The organism is Brachyspira innocens ATCC 29796 (assembly GCF_000384655.1).
Taxonomy (GTDB): domain Bacteria; phylum Spirochaetota; class Brachyspiria; order Brachyspirales; family Brachyspiraceae; genus Brachyspira; species Brachyspira innocens.
The window spans coordinates 17,155-38,347 of the sequence record NZ_ARQI01000108.1 but is presented as its reverse complement, the minus strand read 5'-3'; the positions used below and the strand labels follow the sequence as shown (position 1 = coordinate 38,347).

Below are 21,193 nucleotides of genomic sequence, written 5' to 3'. Positions count from 1 at the left end.
TTTTTAAATAATAGATTCCAGTTCTTTAGAAACAGTGTTTAATACTTCATCATAATCAACACTTAATTTATCAAATTTATTTTTTAAATGACAAAAAAACTTCTGACAAATTTCACTATTTTCACTCAAAAATGAAATAATGCTGTCTATATCATAAAAAATAGACTTTAATAAAAACTCTTTATATTCTAATTTATCAATATTCATACTAAATAGTATAGAATCTAAAATTGAAAAGTCAATAATATATAAACAAAAAATTGTTTAATATCCATAGGTATTGCATATTTTTTTAAATTTATTACAATAAACAAAAATTAATGTCTAAGCAAAAATATAATGCAAATCAGAAAAAAATAGCTGAAATTATTTGTAAGATTAAAAACAAAATGTATATTTAAATGCAATATGTGAAGCTATCTTCAAATCATATATATTTTTTACTTGTAAGGTTTAGCGTTATATGATATAATTTTACTTATATTATTATAATTTTTTTATATTTATTTGTTTTAAAGGAAATATGACAAATGGAAAAAATTAATATAAACAAAATAATGGAATTATTACCTCATAGATACCCTTTTCTGCTTGTAGATAAAGTAGAAAGTATTGAAGAAGGAAAAATACATGCAGTAAAAAATGTTACTTTTAATGAACCTCAGTTCACAGGACATTTTCCTGAAAGCCCTATTATGCCGGGGGTTTTAATGGTCGAAGCATTGGCACAGACTTCTGGAATATACTGCTACACAAAGATTTTAAAGCCTGAAGAATACGGCAAAAAGTTTATGTTCTTTGCTAAAATAGATAATGTAAAGTTTAAAAACCCTGTAATACCAGGCGATGTTATGGACATGTTTGTTACCGTTGAAGCATTCAGCAACAATCTGCTCAAAACTCATGGCGAAGTTAAAGTAAATGATAAACTTGCATGCTCTGGAGATTTGGGCTTATTTTTAGTAGATAAAGAGGCTATGAAAATAGAAAAATAATAGGAAATTAAAAATGTCAAATAATATACATAAAACTGCAATTATATCAGAATCTGCCAAAATAGCTGATAGTGCCGTAATTGGTCCTTATGCTATTATAGAAGGCGAAGTAAATATTGGTGAAAATACTGTTATTGGTGCTCATTCAGTTATAAAAGAATACACCACTATAGGAAAAAATAATATAATTCATGATCATACCGTTTTAGGAAATTTACCTCAGGATATACACTTCGACAGAAAAACAGTAACTTTCCTAGAAATAGGAGATGGAAACGAAATTAGAGAGTTTGCTAATTTACACAGAGCTTCTAAAGAAAATGCTAAAACAACAATAGGGAATAACTGTTACATAATGGCTACAGGTCATGTTGCTCATGACTGCGAAGTACAGGATAATGTTATCATATGTAATGGAGCATTAGTGGCTGGACATGTAAGAGTAGAGAAAGGTGCTTTCATATCTGGAAACTGTGTAATACATCAATTCTGTGCTATAGGTCAGTATGCTATGATTAGCGGTATGTCTGCAGTTGGAAGAGATATACTTCCTTTTGCTTTGACAGCTCATGCAGGAGAGGCTATTGTTTATAAATTAAATTTGGTTGGTATGAGAAGAGCTGGTTTTACATCTGAGCAGATATCTCAGGCTGAAGCGGCTTATGATATGTGGTATAATTGGAATAAAACAAAACAAGAGTTTTTAGATACATATTTAAATGACAATTCATTAAATGATATAGCTAGAAGTATTGTAGAGTTTATTTCTAAAGCAAGAAGAGGAATTACTCCTAAAAAAACTGTATAATTTGTTCAAAATAAAACTACAAACAATATGAGAATATTTATAGCTACAGGAGAAGTATCTGGCGACATTCAGGGAGCTTTATTAGCAAAAAAGATAAAGGAATTAGACCCTAGTATAATTTTAGACGGATTCGGCGGTGTTGAAATGCAAAAAGCAAATGTTAATATATTATCCGATATGTCTACTTTATCCACTATGGGAATATTTGAGGGTGCTAATCCAGTATATGCTTTTAAAAAACTTGGGGCTTTCAATATACTTCAGGACTATCTTAAAAAAAATAAAGTAGATATTATGCTTTTAGTTGATAATCAGGGAGTTAATTTACTTTTAGCTAAATACTGCAAGGCAAATAATATAGACTATATATATTATTTTCCGCCTCATGTAGGTATATGGGGTGCTTGGAATGCAAAGAAACTTCTTTCTGCTAAAAAAATAATAACACCTTTTTTATTTGATTATGAAGTATATAAAAAATACGGCTGTAATGTAATGTACAGCGGACATCCGTTTGCTGATTTGGATTATGATAAAAAAATACCAGAACTCAATATGCCTAAAAAAGAATATACAGTGGGTGTGCTTTTTGGAAGCAGACATCAGGAAATAAAACAGCTTGCTCCAGTATTTATTAAATCTATGAAAATGCTTAATGATATGCTTTCGTCTAATATAAGATTTATAATACCTATAGCATATCCAGAATACACAGAACCTATAAAAAAGATTATTGATAATTATAAAGATTTATTAAAAGGTGTAAGCTACTCACTATTATCAGGCGAAGATAAAGATTATGTGTATTCATATTCGGATGCATTAATAATGTCAAGCGGTACTGCAAGTCTTTTGGCTGCATGTTATGGTAAGCCTATGGTAATATGCTATAAAATATCATATATTACTTTCTTTCTCGGAAAATTACTTACAAATATAAAGTATGTAGGAATGCCTAATGTTCTGCTTAATGAAGAGGCTGCTCCAGAATTGCTTCAAAACGACTGTAATCCTAATGCCATTACAAGTCATATTATAAAATATCTAACTGATAAAGAATACTATAAAAAAGTAAGCAGCAATCTGCTTAGAGTTAGAGAAACTTTAGGCGAAAAAAATGTGCTAGAACGCATAGCAAAAGAGATTATAAAATCATGATAGACGCTTCAACTAGTATAGAAGAAATACAAGAATATATAAAAAATCATAAAAAAGAACCTATTAAATTTTATATTACTTGGCTTGATAATATCACCAAACAAAAAATAATATTTATAATAGAAGAAATATTAAGAAAATATAAAATAGAAAAATATGCTAATGATGCAGTGTATATTATAATGGAGCTTATATCTAATGCCATCAAAGCAAGATATCTCCATATCATAACAATAAAGATACTGGAAGAAAAATTTCCTCAATTTACAAAAAAAATAGAAAGCAGAGAGTATTTTGATGATTATGATATAATGAGTGAATATTCTAATATATTAAAAGATGATGATACTAAAAATGAATTTAAAGAATATATAAGATTAGAAAATAAACTTATAAAAGATATTGATAATAATATACCAATAGATGAAGTGAAATACTCAAAATTAATTTTATGCAATCAGGATATAAAAAATAAACTGACTATTAAACTGCTTTCAAGAATAAATAAAAATGATATATATTTTGAAATAGTAAATGATGCACCGCTTACTATGATAAGCAGAACAAGAATAGACTCTAAAAGATTAACTTTCAAAGAATACTACAATAAAAATCTAATAGAAAAATTTTTTACTGAGCAGTTAGACAATAGCGAAAGTGCAGGATTTGGTCTTGCTTTATGCGATTTAAGACTTTTTAATCAAAACTTAGAACCGCATAATCATTTACAAATATACGATGAAAATAATAAAACACATTCCAAATTAATACTTCCTATAAGAAAAGAATTTAGCTTTATAGTGTATAATAAATATTAATTATATATTTTTTATTCAAATCTTTTAAAAGGCATATTCTCTATAGCACCCTCAGAACCTATAGTTTCATGAAGCTCTCCGTTTATAAGGAATATAACATTATCTATACCTTCAAACTGAGTAGCTGTATATACAAACTGATAAATCTGTACCATAGTTCCTTCACTGCCCAAAGGATTAAACTCAAAGTTTTCATTAAAGTTTAAATAAACAGTATCTCCCTCTACAAATATATCAAGTAATTCTGTGCCTTTAGGTATACAGCTTATAATGTTTCTGTTGTTTTCTTCATCTGTAGCACCAATAAGAAGTTCATCTATTGCCTCTTTTATAGAAGAATTATTATTAAATTTTCTGCTTCTAAATATTAATGTTATAGCTCCAGTACTTTCGCTGTATTCTACCAAATATATACCTTCATCATTACTATCTTTTAAAGCTCTCTCTAAAGAAGCCCTCTCTACAGTATTATTTGCCTTTCTAATATTATAATTATTAATATCATTTTGAGCTTTTTTCATTATATTTTCTTTAATACTGCTTACACTATTATTTTCTTTATTAATGCTATCTTTTATAATATTTTCATCTTTAATAATATTTTCTTTTTTTATATTCTCTTCTTTTTTAGTATTATCTTCTCTTTTAATAACATTATTATTCGGATTAACCATATCATTTATCACTCTGTTATAATCAATATTAGCCTTATCCAAAGAATTAGTCATTGTATAAATAGAAGAACGAATAATATCCTTTCTATCATCTCTATCCTGTGCTGGCATAGAAGAAGAATTATTTTCTTCTTTAATATTTTCTTTTATTATTCTGTTTTCTTCTCTTTTTACTGTTCTCCCTGATGATGTTGTATTATTAACTGTTTCATTATTTTGTTCTATAGATTTATTTGCATTATCTACAATATTATTATTTTTCAAGTGTTCATCTGTATTTTTATATTGATGAGTATTATTATAACTGCGAGGCGGTCTGCTTGAAAATGTAGTAGAAGATGCAGGCTTCATAGTTGTAGTTTCTCTTTTTGTATTTTCTTTAGGCTTTAGAATATCATCAAATATACTTTTAGGTGTATTAGTATTTGTTTCATTTTTTTTGTTTTCTCTAGAATAATTGTTTAAAGAAGAATTATTTTTTACAGCCCTATTTTCATTTGCTGAATTATTATTTATATTATTATTACTTATGATATTATTTCTTTTTGATGATGAATTATTATTATTTCTATTTTCTAAAATCATCTGCTCTAAATAATTATAGTTATTATTATCAGTTCCTGTATTATTTTCGCTATTGATATATTCTTCTGTATTGTCATCTATTATATTATTATTTGAATTATTATTTTCATCTCTAAACAGTACGGAAGCATGATTATTACCATAGTCCACATATCCGCTGTCATAAATAATAGAATTACTTGCTCCGCTGTTATTAAAGAAAGGAAGAAGAGATTCTCTAGTTATTATATTGGAGTTTGTAAAATTATGATCATTTGTTAATGTATCTAAAGCAGCCTCTATTTTTGAATTAGTTTCATAGGTCATTACAGATAGAGTTTCATTAGTATTTGCCTTAATGAAGAAATTAAATAAGGGTATATTGTTTAAAAAGCTCATTTTATCAGTATCTTCTGACACACCATCACTTTCTAAAGCCAAAGCCTCTCTATGATTGATAGAAAAAAAATCTTTTATTGCTATATCTACCATAGGAGAATATTTTTTGAAAGTGGTAAAAATGACAGCAGCAATAACAATAAAAAGAACTGATATAATCAAAGGCTTTTTTAAATTTATCTCTTTGCTTTCATTACGTATTTGTCTTGTATATGATATACCTTTAGATTTAGCTTTAAGCTGCTCGTATCTTGGCACTTGATTACTCCATAGTATAATATGTATCGTTTTCATTATCGATAAAAAGCCAAATGCAATTAGGATTTTATTTATTATACATGTTGAAAATTTGTATATAGTTATATTATTATATACTGTAACAATTTTATTTTGTCAAATAATACACTTTATATAGAATTATCAACTTTTTTCCGCACTCGCTTGTCTACGGCACACAGACTGGGGGGATTGGCCTAAAGTTGAATAAAAAAATTGACAAATACTTTTAATAAAATAACAAAAAAGGGAAGCTATAAAGCCTCCCTTAAAATTATAATAAACCTTTTTTATTATCTGTTTCTATAATATGATTTATTATATCCGCCTCTGTCATTATATCTTTTATTATTGTTGTATCCGCCTTTTCTTTTTGAATAAACTTTTACACTTCTGTATGGCGGCTCTCCGTCACTTTTTGTTTCAACATCATTATCATTCTGAAGTTCCAAATGTATAATTCTTCTTTCATAAGGCGACATAGGATCCAAAGCAACTACTCTTCTTGTTTTTTTAGCCTGCTGAGCAGCCTGACGTGCTATATGTTTTAGTGTTTCTTCTCTTCTTTCTCTATAGCCGTCAACATCTAATATAATATGTCTTTCGGTATCATCATTAAATTTTTTGGAAGCTATTAATGAAATAACAAACTGCAAAGCCTCTAAAGTAGCACCTTTTTTACCTATTAAAACTCCTGAATCCTCTGTTGAAATGTTAATATAAATTCTTTTTTCGCTTTCTTCTTTAGCGGTAACTTCAGCTTCAACTCCCATATACTTTAATATATTAGATACTATAGATTGAAACTCGCCTAAATTAGTAGAAATTTCTTCATAATAAACACGTATAATAGTTGGTGATTCCTCTCCAAAACCTAATAAAGAACGTTTGCCTTTATCTACTACCTCTATTCTCACCTGATCTTCTGTAAGATTAAGTTCTTCTAGTGCCTTGCTAACGGCTTCCTTTTCTGATTTACCACTAAACTCTTTTACTAACATAGTATCTCCTCCTTTCTATATGATAAGTAATATTTTGTTATTACTCCTAATTTGATAAATAATTATTACTTCTTTTTCCTTTTTTTCTTTTTTGTAGTTATTTTTGTTTCCTCTTCTTCTATAATATTATTTGATGATTTATCTAATTTTGAAGTTATAAACTGCTGAGCTACACCGAATACGTTTTGTGCTGTCCAATATAAAGCAAGTCCGCTTGCAAAGTTATAGAACATAAGAAGCATCATAAGCGGGAAAATAGTAGTCATCATCTTCATTTGAGCTGCTGCAGAAGAAGAGCCGCCTGCTGAAGAAGAAGGCTGCAGTTTCATACTTAAATAACTGGTTATTGCCATTAGTATAGGGAATAAATTAAAGTTAAATCCTCCTAATATAGGCAAACCTGCTGGAAACACAAATAATCTGTCTGGCGATGAAAGGTCTGTTATCCATAAAAAAGGTGTATTTCTAAGCTCTACCATAGACTGCATAAGATAGAAGAATGCTATCAAAAGAGGGAATGGAAGAAGCATAGGAAAACAGCCTCCTAAAGGATTAATCTTCTCTTTTTTGTATATTGCCATTATTTCAGCATTTAATTTATCTGGGTTATCTTTATACTGCTCTCTTATACGTTCTATTTTAGGATTTACTAACTGCATCCTCTTCATAGATTTATAAGAAGCATTATTTAATGGGAAAGTAACTATTTTAAATAACAATGTAAATAAAAGTATAGCCCAAGCATAGTTTTTGGTTATATTATATAATCCGTTAAGCATAATATCTAATATATATGTCAAAGGTCTTAAATTAATACCCAAGAAAGATTCCTGAAATATTGATTCATAAGATTCTTCCACATAATATTTAGAAAATAATCTTCTAACTTTAGGTCCCATAAATACTGAATAAGTATCAGTTATAGAAGAACCGCTTTTAATACTGTGTTTAGAAACCAAATTTGCTAAATGAAAATCATTTCTGTATTCATTAGTTGAAGGTTTTGAGAAAGTCATAGTTTCAAAAACCGTATTATCAGGCTGAGCTGATGAAGAAATTATAGCAAAATATCTGTTATTTAAAGCTGCCCATTTATCCTGACCTTCATATACACTATATCTCATCTGATTAGTTTTTATTCCTCTTGAAGAAGAACCGAATAATCTTGAAAATATATTATCTTTTACTATATCGCCTGTTAATAATATTTTTGATTTACCGTTTCCCTTTATTAGGTACTGAGCTCTTGTAGCATCTTCTCTCACAGAATTTTTATCTGTCCTGTAAGGCCCTATTCCAGTAGCCAAGAAATAAGAATAGAATAGAGACAAATCTTTTTCTCCTATATTTTCTATAGTTACAGAGTTTTTTAACTGATAAGGATCTTCTCCGAAACTGAAAGTCTTTGTAATTCTTACTGGAACATTATCTATAAGAGCTAATGCACTATAGCTTACCAAATCATTATTTTCATTTGAAATTAACTGATAGTTTAAATTTTCAGGCATTGCAATGGAGTTAGAAAGATTCTGAAAAGTCACAGTAAAAGGATAAATGCCTTCATAAACCTGCTCTACCATATCAATAATTTCATTAGTAGCATCTCTGCCCAAATCTTGAGGATAATAATTTTTCAGCTTATAAGAAAATAAAGAACCATTTTTAAAAGAGGCTATAACATACTCATTTTCCAATATTTTTTCATTATTTAAAGGTAATGCATTAGTATCTTCTATTTTTGCAAAATTTTGCATTTGAGCAGTATCTAGTAAATAATTTGCAGTATTATTATTATTATTTTCTATATTATTTGAAGCCGCTGCTGAGTTAGTGTTAGTATTTGAACTATATACAGGCTTCATTACTTTAGACTGATAGAACATATATACGAATAATATTATAGCTGTAAGGGCGAATGCTATAACCATTCTTTTATTATTGCTCATAAAATATCAAAGCTCCTTAAATCAATTATTACAACAAACAAGATTTATTTAAGCAATTAAAAAGGAAGATGGTCTTTGCAAAAAAGATTATGGTACAGGATCATATATTTTTTTTGCTAGAGGATTACATCTCAGTACTCTGGCAATTGCAAGGAAACTGCCTTTTATAGCCCCATATTTAATAACAGCTTGTTTAGCATACTCTGAGCATGAAGGTATATATCTGCATGAAGGCCTCAGATAAGGGGAGACAGCCTTTTGATAGAAAAAAATTAAAAGTAAAAGAATATGTTTCATAATTTATAGAACCTTCTGAAATAACTTTATCAAATCTCTTTTACAATCATTAAAAGAAGGGGAATAATAACTATCAAATTTATTAATAATAATAAAATAATCATAGCCTCTAGGGATTTTAGCTTTCTCGCTTCTAAATATTTCTCTTACTATTCTTTTTACCCTGTTTCTGCCAACAGAATTAGTTTTATTTTTTTTGATAGCCACAGCAAACCTGCTATACCAGCGATTATTCTTTAGAATAAGAAGAGTATAACTGGAATTGCTTATTCTTTTTATATTATTATTCTTATTAAAGAAAGCTGATATATCATTTCTAAGTTTTAACCGCTCTTTACTATATAATTTCAACTAATATTCCCTATCACAGTTTTCCATAAGTACTGTTTTTAATAATTGCTTAATAGCATTATTCATCTGCTGCAGTTAAGCGGTATCTGCCTTTTCTTCTTCTGCGTTTTAAAACATCGCGTCCATGTTTTGTTGCCATACGTTTAAAAAAGCCAAATTTTCTAGCACGGCGCAGCTTACTTGGCTGATAAGTTCGTTTCATTTATTTTCTCCTTAAAAAAGATTATATTTCTTAAATTAGATTTTTATCAAAAAAAATTATACAAATGTACTGAAGTATTCTACTATATAAAAAATATTTTGTCAAGTACATAATATATAATCAAAAAAATAACAAAATCATAATTTTATATAGCAATTAAAATTTGATATAATATTGTTATGGTGATATAATAATAGAATGAAAAAGTATATTCTCGAAAACAAGTTAGAAGATATTACTCCGTTAATAGAAGAAATATGCTTAGAGGTAAAAAAATATATAGGAAATAATGAATTAGATCTCTTTGCCTCAGCATTATATGAAGTAATTATGAATGCTATAGAACATGGGAATTTAAATGTACTTTATGAAACTAAAAAAGAATGGCTTAAAAAAAATATTTATAATAAAAAGTTAAAAGAACTTTTGAAAACTGATAAAGCAAAAAATACACATGTTGAAATACTATTAAAAATAGAAGATGATAATATTAATATCAATGTAAAAGATCAGGGACTTGGATTTAAGCCTAAACAAGAAGCAAAAAAAATCAATAATGACGGATTTGCTCGTGAAAGCGGAAGAGGAATGATGATGATTAAATCATATTTTGATGAAGTAAAATTCAATAAAAAGGGCAATTCCATCACTCTAATAAAATTTATTCAAAAAGAACAATAAAAAATAATTTTAATAAAAAAGAGTTTCTGCTTATGAATAATAATAACAAAAAAGTTAAAAAAGTGAAAGATACAAAATTCTTTAAAAAATCTCCGCCAATTCAATTAGATACTGGATTTGTTAATTTAGAGAGATTCATTGCTGTCAATGAATATGATGACGGTTCTTTTTCCAAAGAATATAACTGCGATATAATAAATAGGAAAGGAAGAGATGCTGTTATTATAGTACCATATTGCTATATAGATAATCAAGTACAGGTACTTATGATAAGTACTTTCAGACCTGTTGTTTACTATAGAGAAAAAGTGATGACTGGTAAAAACCCAGAAGATATAGATGAACATATAATGAACTTTTTGGAGTTTCCTGCTGGAATGCTTGAAGAAGATGAAATGAATGATAAAAATCCAAATAATGGAATAAAAAAATGTGCACAAAGAGAACTTGAAGAAGAAACTGGATATTCTGTGCCGTTAAAAAGTATAAATGTATTAGGGCATAGATATTACAGCTCATCTGGTATTATCACAGAAAGAATAAATATTGCTACCTGCGATATTACTGGAATTACTCCCAAAAAAGAAATAAAAACTGACGGCTCTGTTATGGAAGAGAGTATAGAAACTTTTTTTGTTCCTTTTGATAAAGCTATGAGATGGTGTAAGGAAGGTATTATAAAAAATGCTGGTACTGAAATAGGACTTCACAGACTTTATTTTTCAATAATGTATGAACATCAGAAAAATCATAATCTAATACTTCAGAAAAGGCTTCATACACTTCTAAATGAAATTAGTTCGCTTAAAAAAAGTGCTGAACACTACAACAGGCTCATAAGAGAGTTTAAAGCTACTGTTTCGCATGAATTAAGACACCCTTTTACTGAAATTATGGGATATATTAATTTACTTAAAAAAAATAATATGCCTGAAGAAAAAAGAGAAGAGTTTTTTAATATAGTTTCAAGAAGCATTAAAAAACTTTATGATACTAATAATAACCTTATACAAATAGCTTTAAAAGATGATGAGGCTTCTAAATATGTATCTGAGTTTGATGTAGAAGAAGAACTTAATATCATAATAGACGGATACAAATTTATTTATCCTAAAGATATAAAAATAGAGATGAATATAGAAAAAAACTGCCGTATATTAATAGGATACCATGAAAGATTCAGGCTTATTATGGAAGGAATTATATCAAATGCTTTCAAATTCACAAAATCTGGAACTATATCTATAAATATAAGAACATTAGACACTATAGAAAAAAAAGAGCTTGATTTTTCTCCAGACTTATTTAATTATCACACTATGAAAAATATTATACCTAATGAAATAGAAATAACTGTTAAAGATACTGGAAAGGGAATTAAACCTAGTAAATTAAAAAAGATATTTATACCTTTTTATCAGGCTGATTCAAGATTTGAAAGAGAATACGGCGGAATGGGAATAGGACTCTCCGTTGTAAAAGATTTGCTTGATACTATGCAGGGTACTATTAATATAGACAGTTCAGAAGGTGCAGGTACCATAGTAAAATTAAGAATGCCTTTCGGTATACCTAGCAAGAATTAATATAATATTAAAATAAATAAAGATATACTAAAAATTTTTAAGTTTGTCAATTTTTTATTGTTCTTTTCCCCCTTCACTTGTCTACGGCACGCAGAGTGGCTGGCTTCGTCAAAAGAAGTGGGGTTTGGCATGACTGTATGCTTCGCAGCAAAGCCCCAGATATTAAAAACAAAATATGATTTTATTTTTGATATATTATAATTGTTTAAGTATGCACTAAAAACTAATAATAATTATAAAAAACAAAATAATAGTTATTGACATTATATTTATAATTATGTAAACTTTGTTATGTTTACTAAAAATATAAAATAAAAGGTTTTGCAATTATGATAAAAGTCAAGGCAGAAGAATTAATGGATGCAGTATATAATAAATTCAAATCTGCAGGAGTATCAAATGAGCAGGCAGGCATTGTAACAGATGTACTTATTTATGCGGATATTAGAGGCATACATTCTCATGGAGTATTAAGAGTAGAACATTATATAAATAGAATAAAACAAGGCGGTATAAATTTAGATTCAAAATTTAATATAGAATTAAAAAAACCAGCATTTGCATTGATGGACGCTGACGGAGGATTCGGACATGTGGCAAGTCAGTATGCTATGGAATGGGCTTTGGAAACTGTTGAAAAACAGGGAATAGCTTTAATAGGAATAAAAAATAATAGTCATGCAGGAGCTTTAGGGTATTATAATAAAATGGCAATAGATCAAAATAAAGTCTCTCTAATAATGGTTAATACGGATCCTTGCGTTATACCTTTTGGAGGAAAAAGATCTTTCTTTGGTACTAATCCTATAAGCTATGGATTTCCAGCTAAAAAAGATTTTATACTAGGAGACATGGCAACAAGCGAGGTATCACTCGGACGCATATTTACAGCAAGAGAAAATAATGAAACAGTACCCATGCATTGGGGCGTTGATGAAAATGGCAATCCTAGTTCCAACCCTAATGAAATAAAATATGTTGTACCTTTTGGAGGAGTTAAAGGGTATTTAATAATGACTATGGTTGAAGCTTTTACTGGACTTTTAATAGGTCAGGCATACTGCAATAACCTTGTAAAAATGTACGGAGACATGGATAAAAAAAGAAATCTTTCTACATTTATGCTTGTCGTTGATCCTGCTGTTTATAATGATTTAGACACATATTTAAACACTGTTCAGTCATTCATCGATGATATAAGAAAAGAGCCAGCCTTAAAAGAGGGTGAAACTATATCAATACCGGGCGAAAGAAAAGAGGCTTGTTCAAAGAATTATCTAAAAGAAGGAATACCTTTATCAGAGCATGTTTATAAATATATTTTTGACAAATAATTTTAAGGCTTTATCAAATGAATGATTTATATAATAATCTCTCAAAAGAATTTGAAATATTACAAAACAATAAAGAAGCGGCTTCAATGGGTAAATATATGAAAAATAATTTTGAGTTTTTGGGTATTCATTCAAAAGAGAGAAAAGAAGCTCAGAAAAAAGTATTTAAGACAATTCCAAAAGATGAAAAAGAATATATCGATTTTAACTTTACAGATAAATGCTATAAAAACAAATACAGAGAATTTCAGTATGCCGCAATAGATTATCTTATTTTAAAAAATAAATATTTAAATAAAACTCATATAGAAAAATTAAAAACATATGCCCTCACAAAATCATGGTGGGATACTATAGATTTTTTGGATAGAATTATCGGAGATATTGCTTTAAAAGATGAAACAGTTAATGACATACTTTTAGAATGGTCTTTATCTGATAATATTTGGCTTAGAAGAATAGCTATAGATCATCAGCTTTCAAGAAAAGATAAAACAAATACAGAATTATTAGAGAAAATTATAATAAACAATTTAAACAATAAAGAGTTTTTTATAAACAAAGCAATAGGCTGGGCATTAAGAGATTACAGCAAAACTAATCCTGATTGGGTAAGAGATTTTATAGAAAGGCATAAAGAGAATATGGCTAATCTCAGCATAAAAGAAGCAAGCAAATATATTTAATTTATTATTGTTGCTAGTGATAAACTCGCTAAGAAATCACTCTAAACTTCCTTCATCAGTTATCAGCTTTTATCACTTTAAAACTCATAATTATAAATTTCAGTATACACCAAAATGTTGATTAGATTTAAAAATTATTTAACGCACGGTAAACCAAATTAATAATATAATAAAATTTGAATTACAAAGAAATCTATATTTTTAGTCTTATTCTGCGTGCGGTGAGAATACGCTATAAATTTAAAAAAATCTTGGGTGGGCAGCAAAAATAACATGTAAAATAAAAAAGAAATGAAAAACAATAATTACAAATTAAAGTCATAATCCTAGAGGGTGGGGAGTGAAAAATAAGTTTTAAAATTTATTTATATACCCCTCCCTTTAAAATTTACTGCTTCATTTTTATTTTTTATATTCATTATCTTTATAACTTAATTAGAAATTATAGTATTTATACAAGTATTGAGTAAATTTAAGAATTTATTTAATAATGATTGCTAAAATCATATTATAAAAAATTAGCACTTTTGCAACTTTTGCTGCGGGAAAAGTTGATAAAAAATAACTTTTAAACTTTAATTTAAAAACTAGACCTTTAAAATTCACAGCTTTATTTTGAATTTTAGTATTAATTATATTTATAGCCCAATTAATATAACAAAAATATAAATTAAAAATAAATTCATAATTTTAGCTTTACTCTGCGTGCGGTAAATACACTAAAATTCAAATAAAACTTGGGTATGATTTTATAAATTATTTTTTAATAAAAAATTATAATTGCAAATTAAAATAAAAAGTGTATTTTAAAATAATAACAACTTGAAAATACTAAAAAATAAAATATATTATTTTTATAATAAAAAATATTGTGAGTGCTAATATGTTATCATCAGAAAAATATTATGAAGAAGGTATTAATTATTATAAAGATGGAAAATACGAAGAAGCTTTAGAATATTTTGATAAAGCAATAAAATTTGATAATAGCCAATCAAAATATTACAATGCTAGAGGTATATTAAAAAATAGTTTAGAGATATATGAAGAAGCAGTTAAAGATTTTGACAAGGCTATAGAGCTAAACCCTAATCATAGCGATTATTATTATAATAGAGGTTTGGCTAAAGGCAATTTAGAATTATATGAAGAATCCATCAAAGACTATGATGTATCTATAGAGTTAAACAATAATGAAAGCAATGTTTATTTAGAAAGAGGATATACTAAAAAGGTTTTAGGAAAATATGAAGAAGCAATTAAAGATTTTAATAAGGCTATAGAGTTAAATCCTGATGATCCTGATTCTTACTATAATAGAGGCAATGTTAAAAATATTTTAAAACAATATGAGGAGGCAATAAAAGATTTTAGCATAGCTATAGAACTAGATCCTAATAGCTACTATATTTATAATAATAGAGGGGTATCTAAATATAATTTAAAACAGTATGAAAAAGCAGTAAAAGATTATAATATAGCTATAGAGTTAAATCCTAATTATCTAGCTGCTTATAACAACAGAGGAAATGCTAAAAGTGCTTTAGGAGAGTATGAGGAAGCTATAAAAGATTATAATAAAGCTATAGAATTAAATCCTAATGATATGCCTAGCTTTAATAATAGAGCATTAGCTAAAAAGAAATTAGGACTATATGAAGAAGCAATTAAAGATTTTGATATAGCTATAGATCTTTATCCATATTATGGTGAAACTTATAATAACAGAGGAAATGCTAAAAGCGATTTAGGACAGTATAAAGATGCCTTAAAAGACTATAAAAAGGCTTTGGAATTAGACCCTAACAACGATGAAGCTAGAGAAAATATAAAAAATATTCAAAATCAATATGGATTGAGATAAATACAGCATCGATGGTAATTTATACTGGAACGATTTTATTTTGTCAACGGATGCACTTTATATAGAATTATCAACTTTTTTGACGCACAAAAAAGTTTTTGCCAAAGGCACGCAGAGCGAAAAACGCAATTACTAAAACTTTATATTTTAAAGATATGTATTAAATGTATGGTAATATTAGAAATTTAGGCTAAAAATGCAGTCTTTTTGGTTCTCGCCTGCCTACGGCACACAGAGTGAGGCGTACTTCGTATGTGTCACACCGAAGGCGGACAGTATCACAAAAGAAGTATGACATGTGAGGCTAGTCCCCACAAATAACTAAAATTTAAAAATATATTTTTGACAAACCATATTTTTTTATGTATATATTGTTTTTTATTTAATATAAAATATAATTAATTTTGAGGTGTTTTTATGGTTTTTAAAGTCATTGTTCATGAAGATGAAGACGGTTTATGGGCTGAAGTTCCTTCCATAAAAGGCTGCTTTACTCAGGCTGATACTATGGAAGAACTAGAATTAAACATTAAAGAGGCTATTGAAGGCTGTCTTTCTGTTGATATTGAAGAATACTCTAAAGAAAATATGATAAAAACTATTGATGTAGTTTTATGAAAACAATAAGCGGTAAAAAATTCTGCAAATTACTAGAAGAGCATGGCTGGATACTTGCTAGAATTAATGGGAGTCATTTTATATACATAAAATCTGGAAGTGATTTAAGAATATCTATTCCAGTACATAAAAATGATGATTTAAAAATAGGTCTTTTGAAAAAGTTATTAAAATTAACTGAAATATCTGAAGATGAATTATAAAAAAATAATTTTCATATTCTCAATAAACTTGGATACGCTTTTCTAAAAACTCAATTACTTAAGCTTTATTCATCTAGAATTTAGGCTGCACATTACCAGATGTACACAGAGCAGCGGGCTTTGCCAAAAGTTGAATAAAAATAGTTTTGAAACAAGTCTAATAAATAAAAAACTCTGCTATTTTTATAAAAAACAGCAGAGCAAAAAACAATTAATTTATTCAAAAATATTATTATATATCAATGAAAAAATGTAAGAAGTATACCCATAACAACAGCACCTGATATAATACCAGATATATTAACAGCCATAGCATGAAGAAGCAAACAGTTTGATGAACTATTCTCCTGACCATAAACATGTGCTCCCCAAGCAGGAACTGGAAAAGCACTTAAACCTGCTGAACCTATTATAGGATTAACTTTTCCGCCTGATAATACATTAATAAGTTTTGCTGCAAGTATACCGATTGCTGTACTTAATACTAAAGACACTATTCCAAATACAAATATTAAAACAGTATCTAATGTCATAAAATAATCAGCTGTTGCAGAAGAGCCTATTGCCATTCCTATAAGCATAGTAAGTATACCAGTTAAGGATTTCTGTAAAGTAACAGAGAAATTTTTAATAATGTCAGATTCTCTTAAAATGCTTCCAAATAAAAGAGCCGCTATAAGAGGAAAAGAATTAGCTAAAAATATACCGCAAAGCCCCATAGCAATAACAGCAAATATAATTTTCTCCCCTCTTGAAACCTGTCTTAAATAATTCATAGGAATTTTTCTTTCTTTAGAAGTAGTTAAAACTTTTGTAAGCCCAGACTGTAATACTGGAAGAAGCTCCATATAAAGATAAGCAGCCATAACAATAGCAGCAAAATATCTAGGCTCTGTAATAAGCGAAGACATATACATAGCCAAAGCTCCGTCAGCAGCACCAATAATAGCGGTAGCAGCCGATAAGCCTTCTGATATATTTAGAGAACTCATAATATAAAATACTACAAGTATACCTATCTGCGAACTAGCACCTATAAAAAAGTTTTTAGGGTCAGCAAGTACAAGCCCTAAATCTATCATAGTACCTACTGCAAAAAATACCAATACTGGATAAATACCGCTGTCAGCTCCCTGATGAAGAAGACCTAAAAATCGGCTTACAACATCTTCTGTAAGTTTAGGAAGAGGCATATTAGAAGCTAGTATTGCAACCCCCATAGGAAGGAGAAGCAAAGGTTTCCTCTTATAATATATAGACATATATATAAGATAAGCTCCTAAAAGTATCATTATAATTTGGGCAACAGTCGGCGGATAAAAACCAGTAAGTAAATTGTTAAAATCCAAACCTAAAGCATTATTCATATCTACCCCTTAAATATTACTTAATCTGCAATATAACTTGACCTTCAACTACAGATGAACCTTTTTCAACATGTATAGATTTTACCTCACCAGAAGCAGGAGCAGTAAGTTCATTTTCCATTTTCATAGCCTCTAATATAGCTACAACCTGACCTTCGGTAACTTTATCTCCAACAGCAACACTAAATGATACTATAGTACCAGGCATAGTTGCTTTTACTGATACAGCATTTTCATCTATAGCAGCAGAAGGAGAAGCTGCCTGAACCGCTGGTTTTGCTTGCTGTACTGGTTTAGGTGCTTGAGTCTGTGCCTGCTGAACAACAGGTGCAGAAACTCTTACTTTCTCTTGTTTAACTTCTTCTACTGATACATCATAAGTTTTTCCATTAACAGTGATTTTGTATTGTTTAGTCATAATGATATCTTCTCCAAAATATTTATTAACATTTATTTTTATAAAAACTTAATTTATTTATAATTGTTTAAAACCTTATTAAAAATAATTATTTTCTATTTACTATTTATTTTATATTTACTCTGTCAGCCATACCCCATATAGGAGTTTTAGATTCCTCTATAGAAGTAATTATAAATTTATTATTAGACATACCTGTATAAGCTGAAATTGCCGCAGTAATAACAGCGACAAGCTCAGTATCATCAAGCAAGTCTTCTTCTTTGGTTTTACTCTCTTCTACAACTTTGATAATTTCTTCTTCTTTTTTAATATTTCTGCTTTTGAATATAATACCCAAAACCACAGATAATATATAAAAAACTAAAGCGACTATAAAAACAGATAGTATACCAAATATTGTAATAGCTAAATTATGATCCATTTAACACTCCTTAAAATGATATATAATTTATATTATAGAGGTATATTACCATGTTTTCTAGGAAGTCTTGTTTCTCTTTTGCTTTTTAAAAGCTGCAAAGCATTAATAAGATAGCTTCTAGTATATTCAGGCTCAATTACATCATCAACATAGCCTCTTACAGCAGCTCTGTAAGGATTAGCAAACTCTTTTTTATACTCTTCTATTTTTTCAGCTCTTACTTTTTTAGGGTCATCAGCTTTATCTATTTCTTTTTTAAATATTATATTGGCAGCTCCATCTGGTCCCATAACAGCAATCTCAGCAGAAGGCCAAGCATAAACCATATCAGCCCCTAAATGTTTAGAACACATAGCTATATAAGCTCCGCCGTATGATTTTCTTATAATGAGAGTAATTTTAGGAGCAGTAGCCTCTGAATAAGCATATAAAAGTTTAGCACCATGTCTTATAACTCCATTATGCTCCTGACCTACACCTGGCAAATATCCTGCAGTATCAACTAATGTGATTAAAGGAATATTAAAACTATCGCAGAAACGTATAAATCTCGCTGCTTTGTCCGCTGCATTAATATCGAGTACGCCCGCCATAGAATTAGGCTGATTGGCTATTATACCAACTGATTTTCCGTCAAGACGTGCAAAACATATAACTATATTAGTGGCAAATAAAGGCTGAAGCTCAAAGAACTCTCCATTATCAACCACTCTTTTTATAACTTCTTTAATATCATATGGTTTATTAGGACTGTCTGGAAGTATATTAGATAATTCTTCGTCGTTTCTATTAGGGTCATCACCTGTATTTTCTAAAGGTACATCTTCCAAGTTATTTTGAGGTATATAAGAAAGTAATGTTTTTACTCCTTCCAAAGTAGAAACTTCATCTGGGAACATCAAAGAAGCTACACCTGAAGTTTTACTGTGAACATAAGCTCCTCCAAGCTCTTCAGCAGAAACCTGTTCTCCTGTTACAGCTTTTACTACTTGAGGACCAGTAATAAACATGTTTGAGCTTTTATCAGTCATAAATATAAAATCCATCAAAGCAGGTGAATAAACAGCTCCCCCCGCACAAGGTCCCATTATAACACATATTTGCGGTATAACTCCAGAAGCCTGAACATTTCTATAGAAAATATCACCATATCCTCTTAATGAGTCAATACCTTCCTGTATTCTAGCCCCACCAGAATCATTAATACCTATGCAAGGACAGCCCAACTTTATTGCCATATCCTGTACTTTACAAATTTTGGCAGCATGCATTTGTCCTAATGAACCGCCTATTACAGTAAAGTCCTGAGCATATATACATACTTGTCTTCCGTTAATTTTACCGTATCCTGTAACTACACCTTCTCCAGCTACTTTGTTTTTTTCCATACCAAAATCACTGCATCTATGCTCTATAAAAGCATCTATCTCACAGAAAGTATTTTCATCTAATAACTGTAAAATACGTTCTCTTGCAGTTAATTTTCCTTTTTTATGGCGTTCTTCTATTTTGTCTTCTCCGCCAGCCTTTTCTATTTTCTCTTTTCTTTTTCTAAGTTCATTAATTTTTTCTTGCATATTTTTTAAGTCCTTATTAGATTTTTTGTCTAACTATTAGATTTTAATGCCTTTATAAAACATATACTATTTATTATTTATTGCAATCTTATTTTACAACTTTTGTATGTTTTAACAATTCAGTCGAAAGTTTAAAAATACAAAAAACTACTTGCAAAAAAGTTAGAATAACCTTACATTTTTTTGTATATAGAATAATAAATAAAGGATATTAAAAATGAAAAAATTAATAATAATAACAAGTATATTAATTATGAGTATTAGCAGTGGATTAATGGCTAAAACAGGATTTAGTTTGGGTTTGATTGTTCCTCTTGGAGCAAGTTTCAGCAGTTTTAATGGTAATGATTCATCGAGTTTGAAAACTGATGCTGGTTTTGAATTTGATATTCATGTTCAGCCTGCTTATTATTTTGGTTTTGAATATTTATCATTCGGTTTAGGTTTGGATCTAGGCTATAACAGAGATGTATTTGCATTTAAATCAGCAATAGATGAAAACTCAAGAGGAGGTCTTGTTTTTGACAGCTTAATGATAGGTATACTTCCAAGAATAGATGTTTGGTTTGTGTCTATAGGAGTAGGAGCTGGAATAAAAATACCTTTGGGAGGAAGCAGCTATTTTAGAGAAAGCGACGGAGGATATACTTCTCAGGGATATGATTTAAAAAAGATAAGAGAAAATTTTAAAAATCCATATATACCTTATGTTAAGGCTTCTGTAGATTTTCTATTGCCTCTCAATATAGTTCTTGGGGTATATGCTTCTTATGATATACCTTTGGCAGAAACTACAAATCCTTCATTCCATACAAAATTCTCTTCTTTTGATTTAGGAGCTGAAGTAGGGTTAAGATTTTAATTAATAATAATATAATAGGAGGCATAATCATTCTGCCTCCTTTATTTTTTGTATAAATATTTTTTATAAAACTTATAAACTCAA

Annotated in this window: 23 protein-coding genes; 12 read left to right on the top strand and 11 right to left on the bottom strand. The window is 28.7% G+C overall.

The window, feature by feature from the left end; genetic code table 11:
* Positions 1-3: 3 nt before the first annotated feature.
* A complete protein-coding gene (locus F811_RS0107175) occupies positions 4-207 on the bottom strand; it encodes a hypothetical protein (protein ID WP_020004589.1) in 204 nt (67 codons plus the stop codon).
* A 323-nt stretch (positions 208-530) separates the two neighbouring features.
* On the opposite strand from F811_RS0107175, the gene fabZ reads away from it, so the two are divergent.
* Genes fabZ through F811_RS0107155 form a run of 4 tightly spaced genes read left to right on the top strand, consistent with a single transcriptional unit; the run spans position 531 to position 3,779 of the window.
* Positions 531-995 carry a 3-hydroxyacyl-ACP dehydratase FabZ gene (gene fabZ / locus F811_RS0107170; RefSeq protein WP_020004588.1) on the top strand — a complete coding sequence of 155 codons (465 nt, stop codon included), beginning with the start codon at positions 531-533 and terminating at the stop codon, positions 993-995.
* A 13-nt stretch (positions 996-1,008) separates the two neighbouring features.
* Entirely contained in the window at positions 1,009-1,803 is a 795-nt protein-coding gene (gene lpxA, locus F811_RS0107165) for an acyl-ACP--UDP-N-acetylglucosamine O-acyltransferase (RefSeq protein WP_020004587.1), read from the top strand.
* Positions 1,804-1,830: 27 nt separating this feature from the next.
* On the top strand, positions 1,831-2,961 hold the full coding sequence (lpxB, locus tag F811_RS0107160) for a lipid-A-disaccharide synthase (RefSeq protein WP_020004586.1): 1,131 nt from the start codon (positions 1,831-1,833) through the stop codon (positions 2,959-2,961).
* On the top strand, positions 2,958-3,779 hold the full coding sequence (locus tag F811_RS0107155) for a hypothetical protein (protein WP_020004585.1): 822 nt from the start codon (positions 2,958-2,960) through the stop codon (positions 3,777-3,779). Before lpxB ends, F811_RS0107155 begins: the two co-directional genes overlap by 4 nt.
* Positions 3,780-3,790: 11 nt before the next feature.
* Here the strand turns inward: F811_RS0107155 and F811_RS0107150 are convergent, their stop codons facing one another.
* The 6 genes from F811_RS0107150 to rpmH form a co-directional block, all read right to left on the bottom strand.
* A complete protein-coding gene (locus F811_RS0107150; RefSeq protein ID WP_020004584.1) occupies positions 3,791-5,674 on the bottom strand; it encodes a GerMN domain-containing protein in 1,884 nt (627 codons plus the stop codon).
* 311 nt (positions 5,675-5,985) lie between these two features.
* On the bottom strand, positions 5,986-6,693 hold the full coding sequence (gene jag / locus F811_RS0107145; protein ID WP_020004583.1) for an RNA-binding cell elongation regulator Jag/EloR: 708 nt from the start codon (positions 6,691-6,693) through the stop codon (positions 5,986-5,988).
* 65 nt (positions 6,694-6,758) lie between these two features.
* Positions 6,759-8,639 carry a YidC/Oxa1 family insertase periplasmic-domain containing protein gene (locus F811_RS0107140; RefSeq protein ID WP_020004582.1) on the bottom strand — a complete coding sequence of 627 codons (1,881 nt, stop codon included), beginning with the start codon at positions 8,637-8,639 and terminating at the stop codon, positions 6,759-6,761.
* A gap of 87 nt (positions 8,640-8,726) precedes the next feature.
* Entirely contained in the window at positions 8,727-8,936 is a 210-nt protein-coding gene (yidD, locus tag F811_RS0107135) for a membrane protein insertion efficiency factor YidD (protein ID WP_020004581.1), read from the bottom strand.
* 3 nt (positions 8,937-8,939) lie between these two features.
* Positions 8,940-9,287, bottom strand: a complete 348-nt coding sequence (rnpA, locus tag F811_RS0107130) for a ribonuclease P protein component (RefSeq protein WP_020004580.1) — start codon at positions 9,285-9,287, stop codon at positions 8,940-8,942.
* Positions 9,288-9,345: 58 nt separating this feature from the next.
* Entirely contained in the window at positions 9,346-9,489 is a 144-nt protein-coding gene (gene rpmH, locus F811_RS0107125; protein ID WP_008723263.1) for a 50S ribosomal protein L34, read from the bottom strand.
* 198 nt (positions 9,490-9,687) lie between these two features.
* Here rpmH and F811_RS0107120 point away from each other — a divergent pair, with 198 nt between their 5' ends.
* From F811_RS0107120 to F811_RS0107090, 7 genes are all read left to right on the top strand, one after another.
* Positions 9,688-10,170: an ATP-binding protein gene (locus F811_RS0107120; RefSeq protein ID WP_020004579.1), complete on the top strand. Its 483-nt coding sequence runs from the start codon at positions 9,688-9,690 to the stop codon at positions 10,168-10,170.
* 32 nt (positions 10,171-10,202) lie between these two features.
* Positions 10,203-11,756, top strand: a complete 1,554-nt coding sequence (locus F811_RS0107115; RefSeq protein WP_020004578.1) for an ATP-binding protein — start codon at positions 10,203-10,205, stop codon at positions 11,754-11,756.
* 329 nt (positions 11,757-12,085) lie between these two features.
* Entirely contained in the window at positions 12,086-13,090 is a 1,005-nt protein-coding gene (locus F811_RS0107110) for an Ldh family oxidoreductase (protein ID WP_020004577.1), read from the top strand.
* 17 nt (positions 13,091-13,107) lie between these two features.
* On the top strand, positions 13,108-13,776 hold the full coding sequence (locus tag F811_RS0107105; RefSeq protein ID WP_020004576.1) for a DNA alkylation repair protein: 669 nt from the start codon (positions 13,108-13,110) through the stop codon (positions 13,774-13,776).
* 883 nt (positions 13,777-14,659) lie between these two features.
* Positions 14,660-15,640: a tetratricopeptide repeat protein gene (locus F811_RS15645; RefSeq protein ID WP_020004575.1), complete on the top strand. Its 981-nt coding sequence runs from the start codon at positions 14,660-14,662 to the stop codon at positions 15,638-15,640.
* Between the two features lie 417 nt (positions 15,641-16,057).
* Positions 16,058-16,258 (top strand): type II toxin-antitoxin system HicB family antitoxin, encoded by a 201-nt coding sequence (locus F811_RS0107095; protein ID WP_020004574.1) that lies wholly within the window; start codon positions 16,058-16,060, stop codon positions 16,256-16,258.
* Positions 16,255-16,461, top strand: coding sequence for a type II toxin-antitoxin system HicA family toxin (locus F811_RS0107090; protein WP_020004573.1), 207 nt, complete (start codon positions 16,255-16,257; stop codon positions 16,459-16,461). The genes F811_RS0107095 and F811_RS0107090 overlap by 4 nt, the downstream gene beginning before the upstream one ends.
* A 239-nt stretch (positions 16,462-16,700) precedes the next feature.
* On the opposite strand, the gene F811_RS0107085 is transcribed toward F811_RS0107090, so the two are convergent.
* The 4 genes from F811_RS0107085 to F811_RS0107070 form a co-directional block, all read right to left on the bottom strand.
* Positions 16,701-17,828, bottom strand: coding sequence for a sodium ion-translocating decarboxylase subunit beta (locus F811_RS0107085; protein WP_020004572.1), 1,128 nt, complete (start codon positions 17,826-17,828; stop codon positions 16,701-16,703).
* Positions 17,829-17,844: 16 nt separating this feature from the next.
* Positions 17,845-18,246 carry a biotin/lipoyl-containing protein gene (locus tag F811_RS0107080; protein WP_020004571.1) on the bottom strand — a complete coding sequence of 134 codons (402 nt, stop codon included), beginning with the start codon at positions 18,244-18,246 and terminating at the stop codon, positions 17,845-17,847.
* A gap of 106 nt (positions 18,247-18,352) precedes the next feature.
* Positions 18,353-18,670, bottom strand: coding sequence for an OadG family protein (locus F811_RS0107075; RefSeq protein WP_020004570.1), 318 nt, complete (start codon positions 18,668-18,670; stop codon positions 18,353-18,355).
* 32 nt (positions 18,671-18,702) lie between these two features.
* Positions 18,703-20,247, bottom strand: coding sequence for an acyl-CoA carboxylase subunit beta (locus F811_RS0107070; protein WP_013114227.1), 1,545 nt, complete (start codon positions 20,245-20,247; stop codon positions 18,703-18,705).
* 217 nt (positions 20,248-20,464) lie between these two features.
* On the opposite strand from F811_RS0107070, the gene F811_RS0107065 reads away from it, so the two are divergent.
* A complete protein-coding gene (locus tag F811_RS0107065; protein WP_020004569.1) occupies positions 20,465-21,109 on the top strand; it encodes a hypothetical protein in 645 nt (214 codons plus the stop codon).
* The last annotated feature ends 84 nt before the right edge of the window (positions 21,110-21,193 follow it).

Coding starts and splice junctions, on each gene's coding strand:
- F811_RS0107175 (WP_020004589.1), bottom strand. CDS start 207: ATGAATATTGATAAATTAGAATATAAAGAGTTTTTATTAAAGTCTATT.
- fabZ (WP_020004588.1), top strand. CDS start 531: ATGGAAAAAATTAATATAAACAAAATAATGGAATTATTACCTCATAGA.
- lpxA (WP_020004587.1), top strand. CDS start 1,009: ATGTCAAATAATATACATAAAACTGCAATTATATCAGAATCTGCCAAA.
- lpxB (WP_020004586.1), top strand. CDS start 1,831: ATGAGAATATTTATAGCTACAGGAGAAGTATCTGGCGACATTCAGGGA.
- F811_RS0107155 (WP_020004585.1), top strand. CDS start 2,958: ATGATAGACGCTTCAACTAGTATAGAAGAAATACAAGAATATATAAAA.
- jag (WP_020004583.1), bottom strand. CDS start 6,693: ATGTTAGTAAAAGAGTTTAGTGGTAAATCAGAAAAGGAAGCCGTTAGC.
- F811_RS0107140 (WP_020004582.1), bottom strand. CDS start 8,639: ATGAGCAATAATAAAAGAATGGTTATAGCATTCGCCCTTACAGCTATA.
- yidD (WP_020004581.1), bottom strand. CDS start 8,936: ATGAAACATATTCTTTTACTTTTAATTTTTTTCTATCAAAAGGCTGTC.
- rpmH (WP_008723263.1), bottom strand. CDS start 9,489: ATGAAACGAACTTATCAGCCAAGTAAGCTGCGCCGTGCTAGAAAATTT.
- F811_RS0107120 (WP_020004579.1), top strand. CDS start 9,688: ATGAAAAAGTATATTCTCGAAAACAAGTTAGAAGATATTACTCCGTTA.
- F811_RS0107115 (WP_020004578.1), top strand. CDS start 10,203: ATGAATAATAATAACAAAAAAGTTAAAAAAGTGAAAGATACAAAATTC.
- F811_RS0107110 (WP_020004577.1), top strand. CDS start 12,086: ATGATAAAAGTCAAGGCAGAAGAATTAATGGATGCAGTATATAATAAA.
- F811_RS0107105 (WP_020004576.1), top strand. CDS start 13,108: ATGAATGATTTATATAATAATCTCTCAAAAGAATTTGAAATATTACAA.
- F811_RS15645 (WP_020004575.1), top strand. CDS start 14,660: ATGTTATCATCAGAAAAATATTATGAAGAAGGTATTAATTATTATAAA.
- F811_RS0107095 (WP_020004574.1), top strand. CDS start 16,058: ATGGTTTTTAAAGTCATTGTTCATGAAGATGAAGACGGTTTATGGGCT.
- F811_RS0107090 (WP_020004573.1), top strand. CDS start 16,255: ATGAAAACAATAAGCGGTAAAAAATTCTGCAAATTACTAGAAGAGCAT.
- F811_RS0107085 (WP_020004572.1), bottom strand. CDS start 17,828: ATGAATAATGCTTTAGGTTTGGATTTTAACAATTTACTTACTGGTTTT.
- F811_RS0107080 (WP_020004571.1), bottom strand. CDS start 18,246: ATGACTAAACAATACAAAATCACTGTTAATGGAAAAACTTATGATGTA.
- F811_RS0107075 (WP_020004570.1), bottom strand. CDS start 18,670: ATGGATCATAATTTAGCTATTACAATATTTGGTATACTATCTGTTTTT.
- F811_RS0107070 (WP_013114227.1), bottom strand. CDS start 20,247: ATGCAAGAAAAAATTAATGAACTTAGAAAAAGAAAAGAGAAAATAGAA.
- F811_RS0107065 (WP_020004569.1), top strand. CDS start 20,465: ATGAAAAAATTAATAATAATAACAAGTATATTAATTATGAGTATTAGC.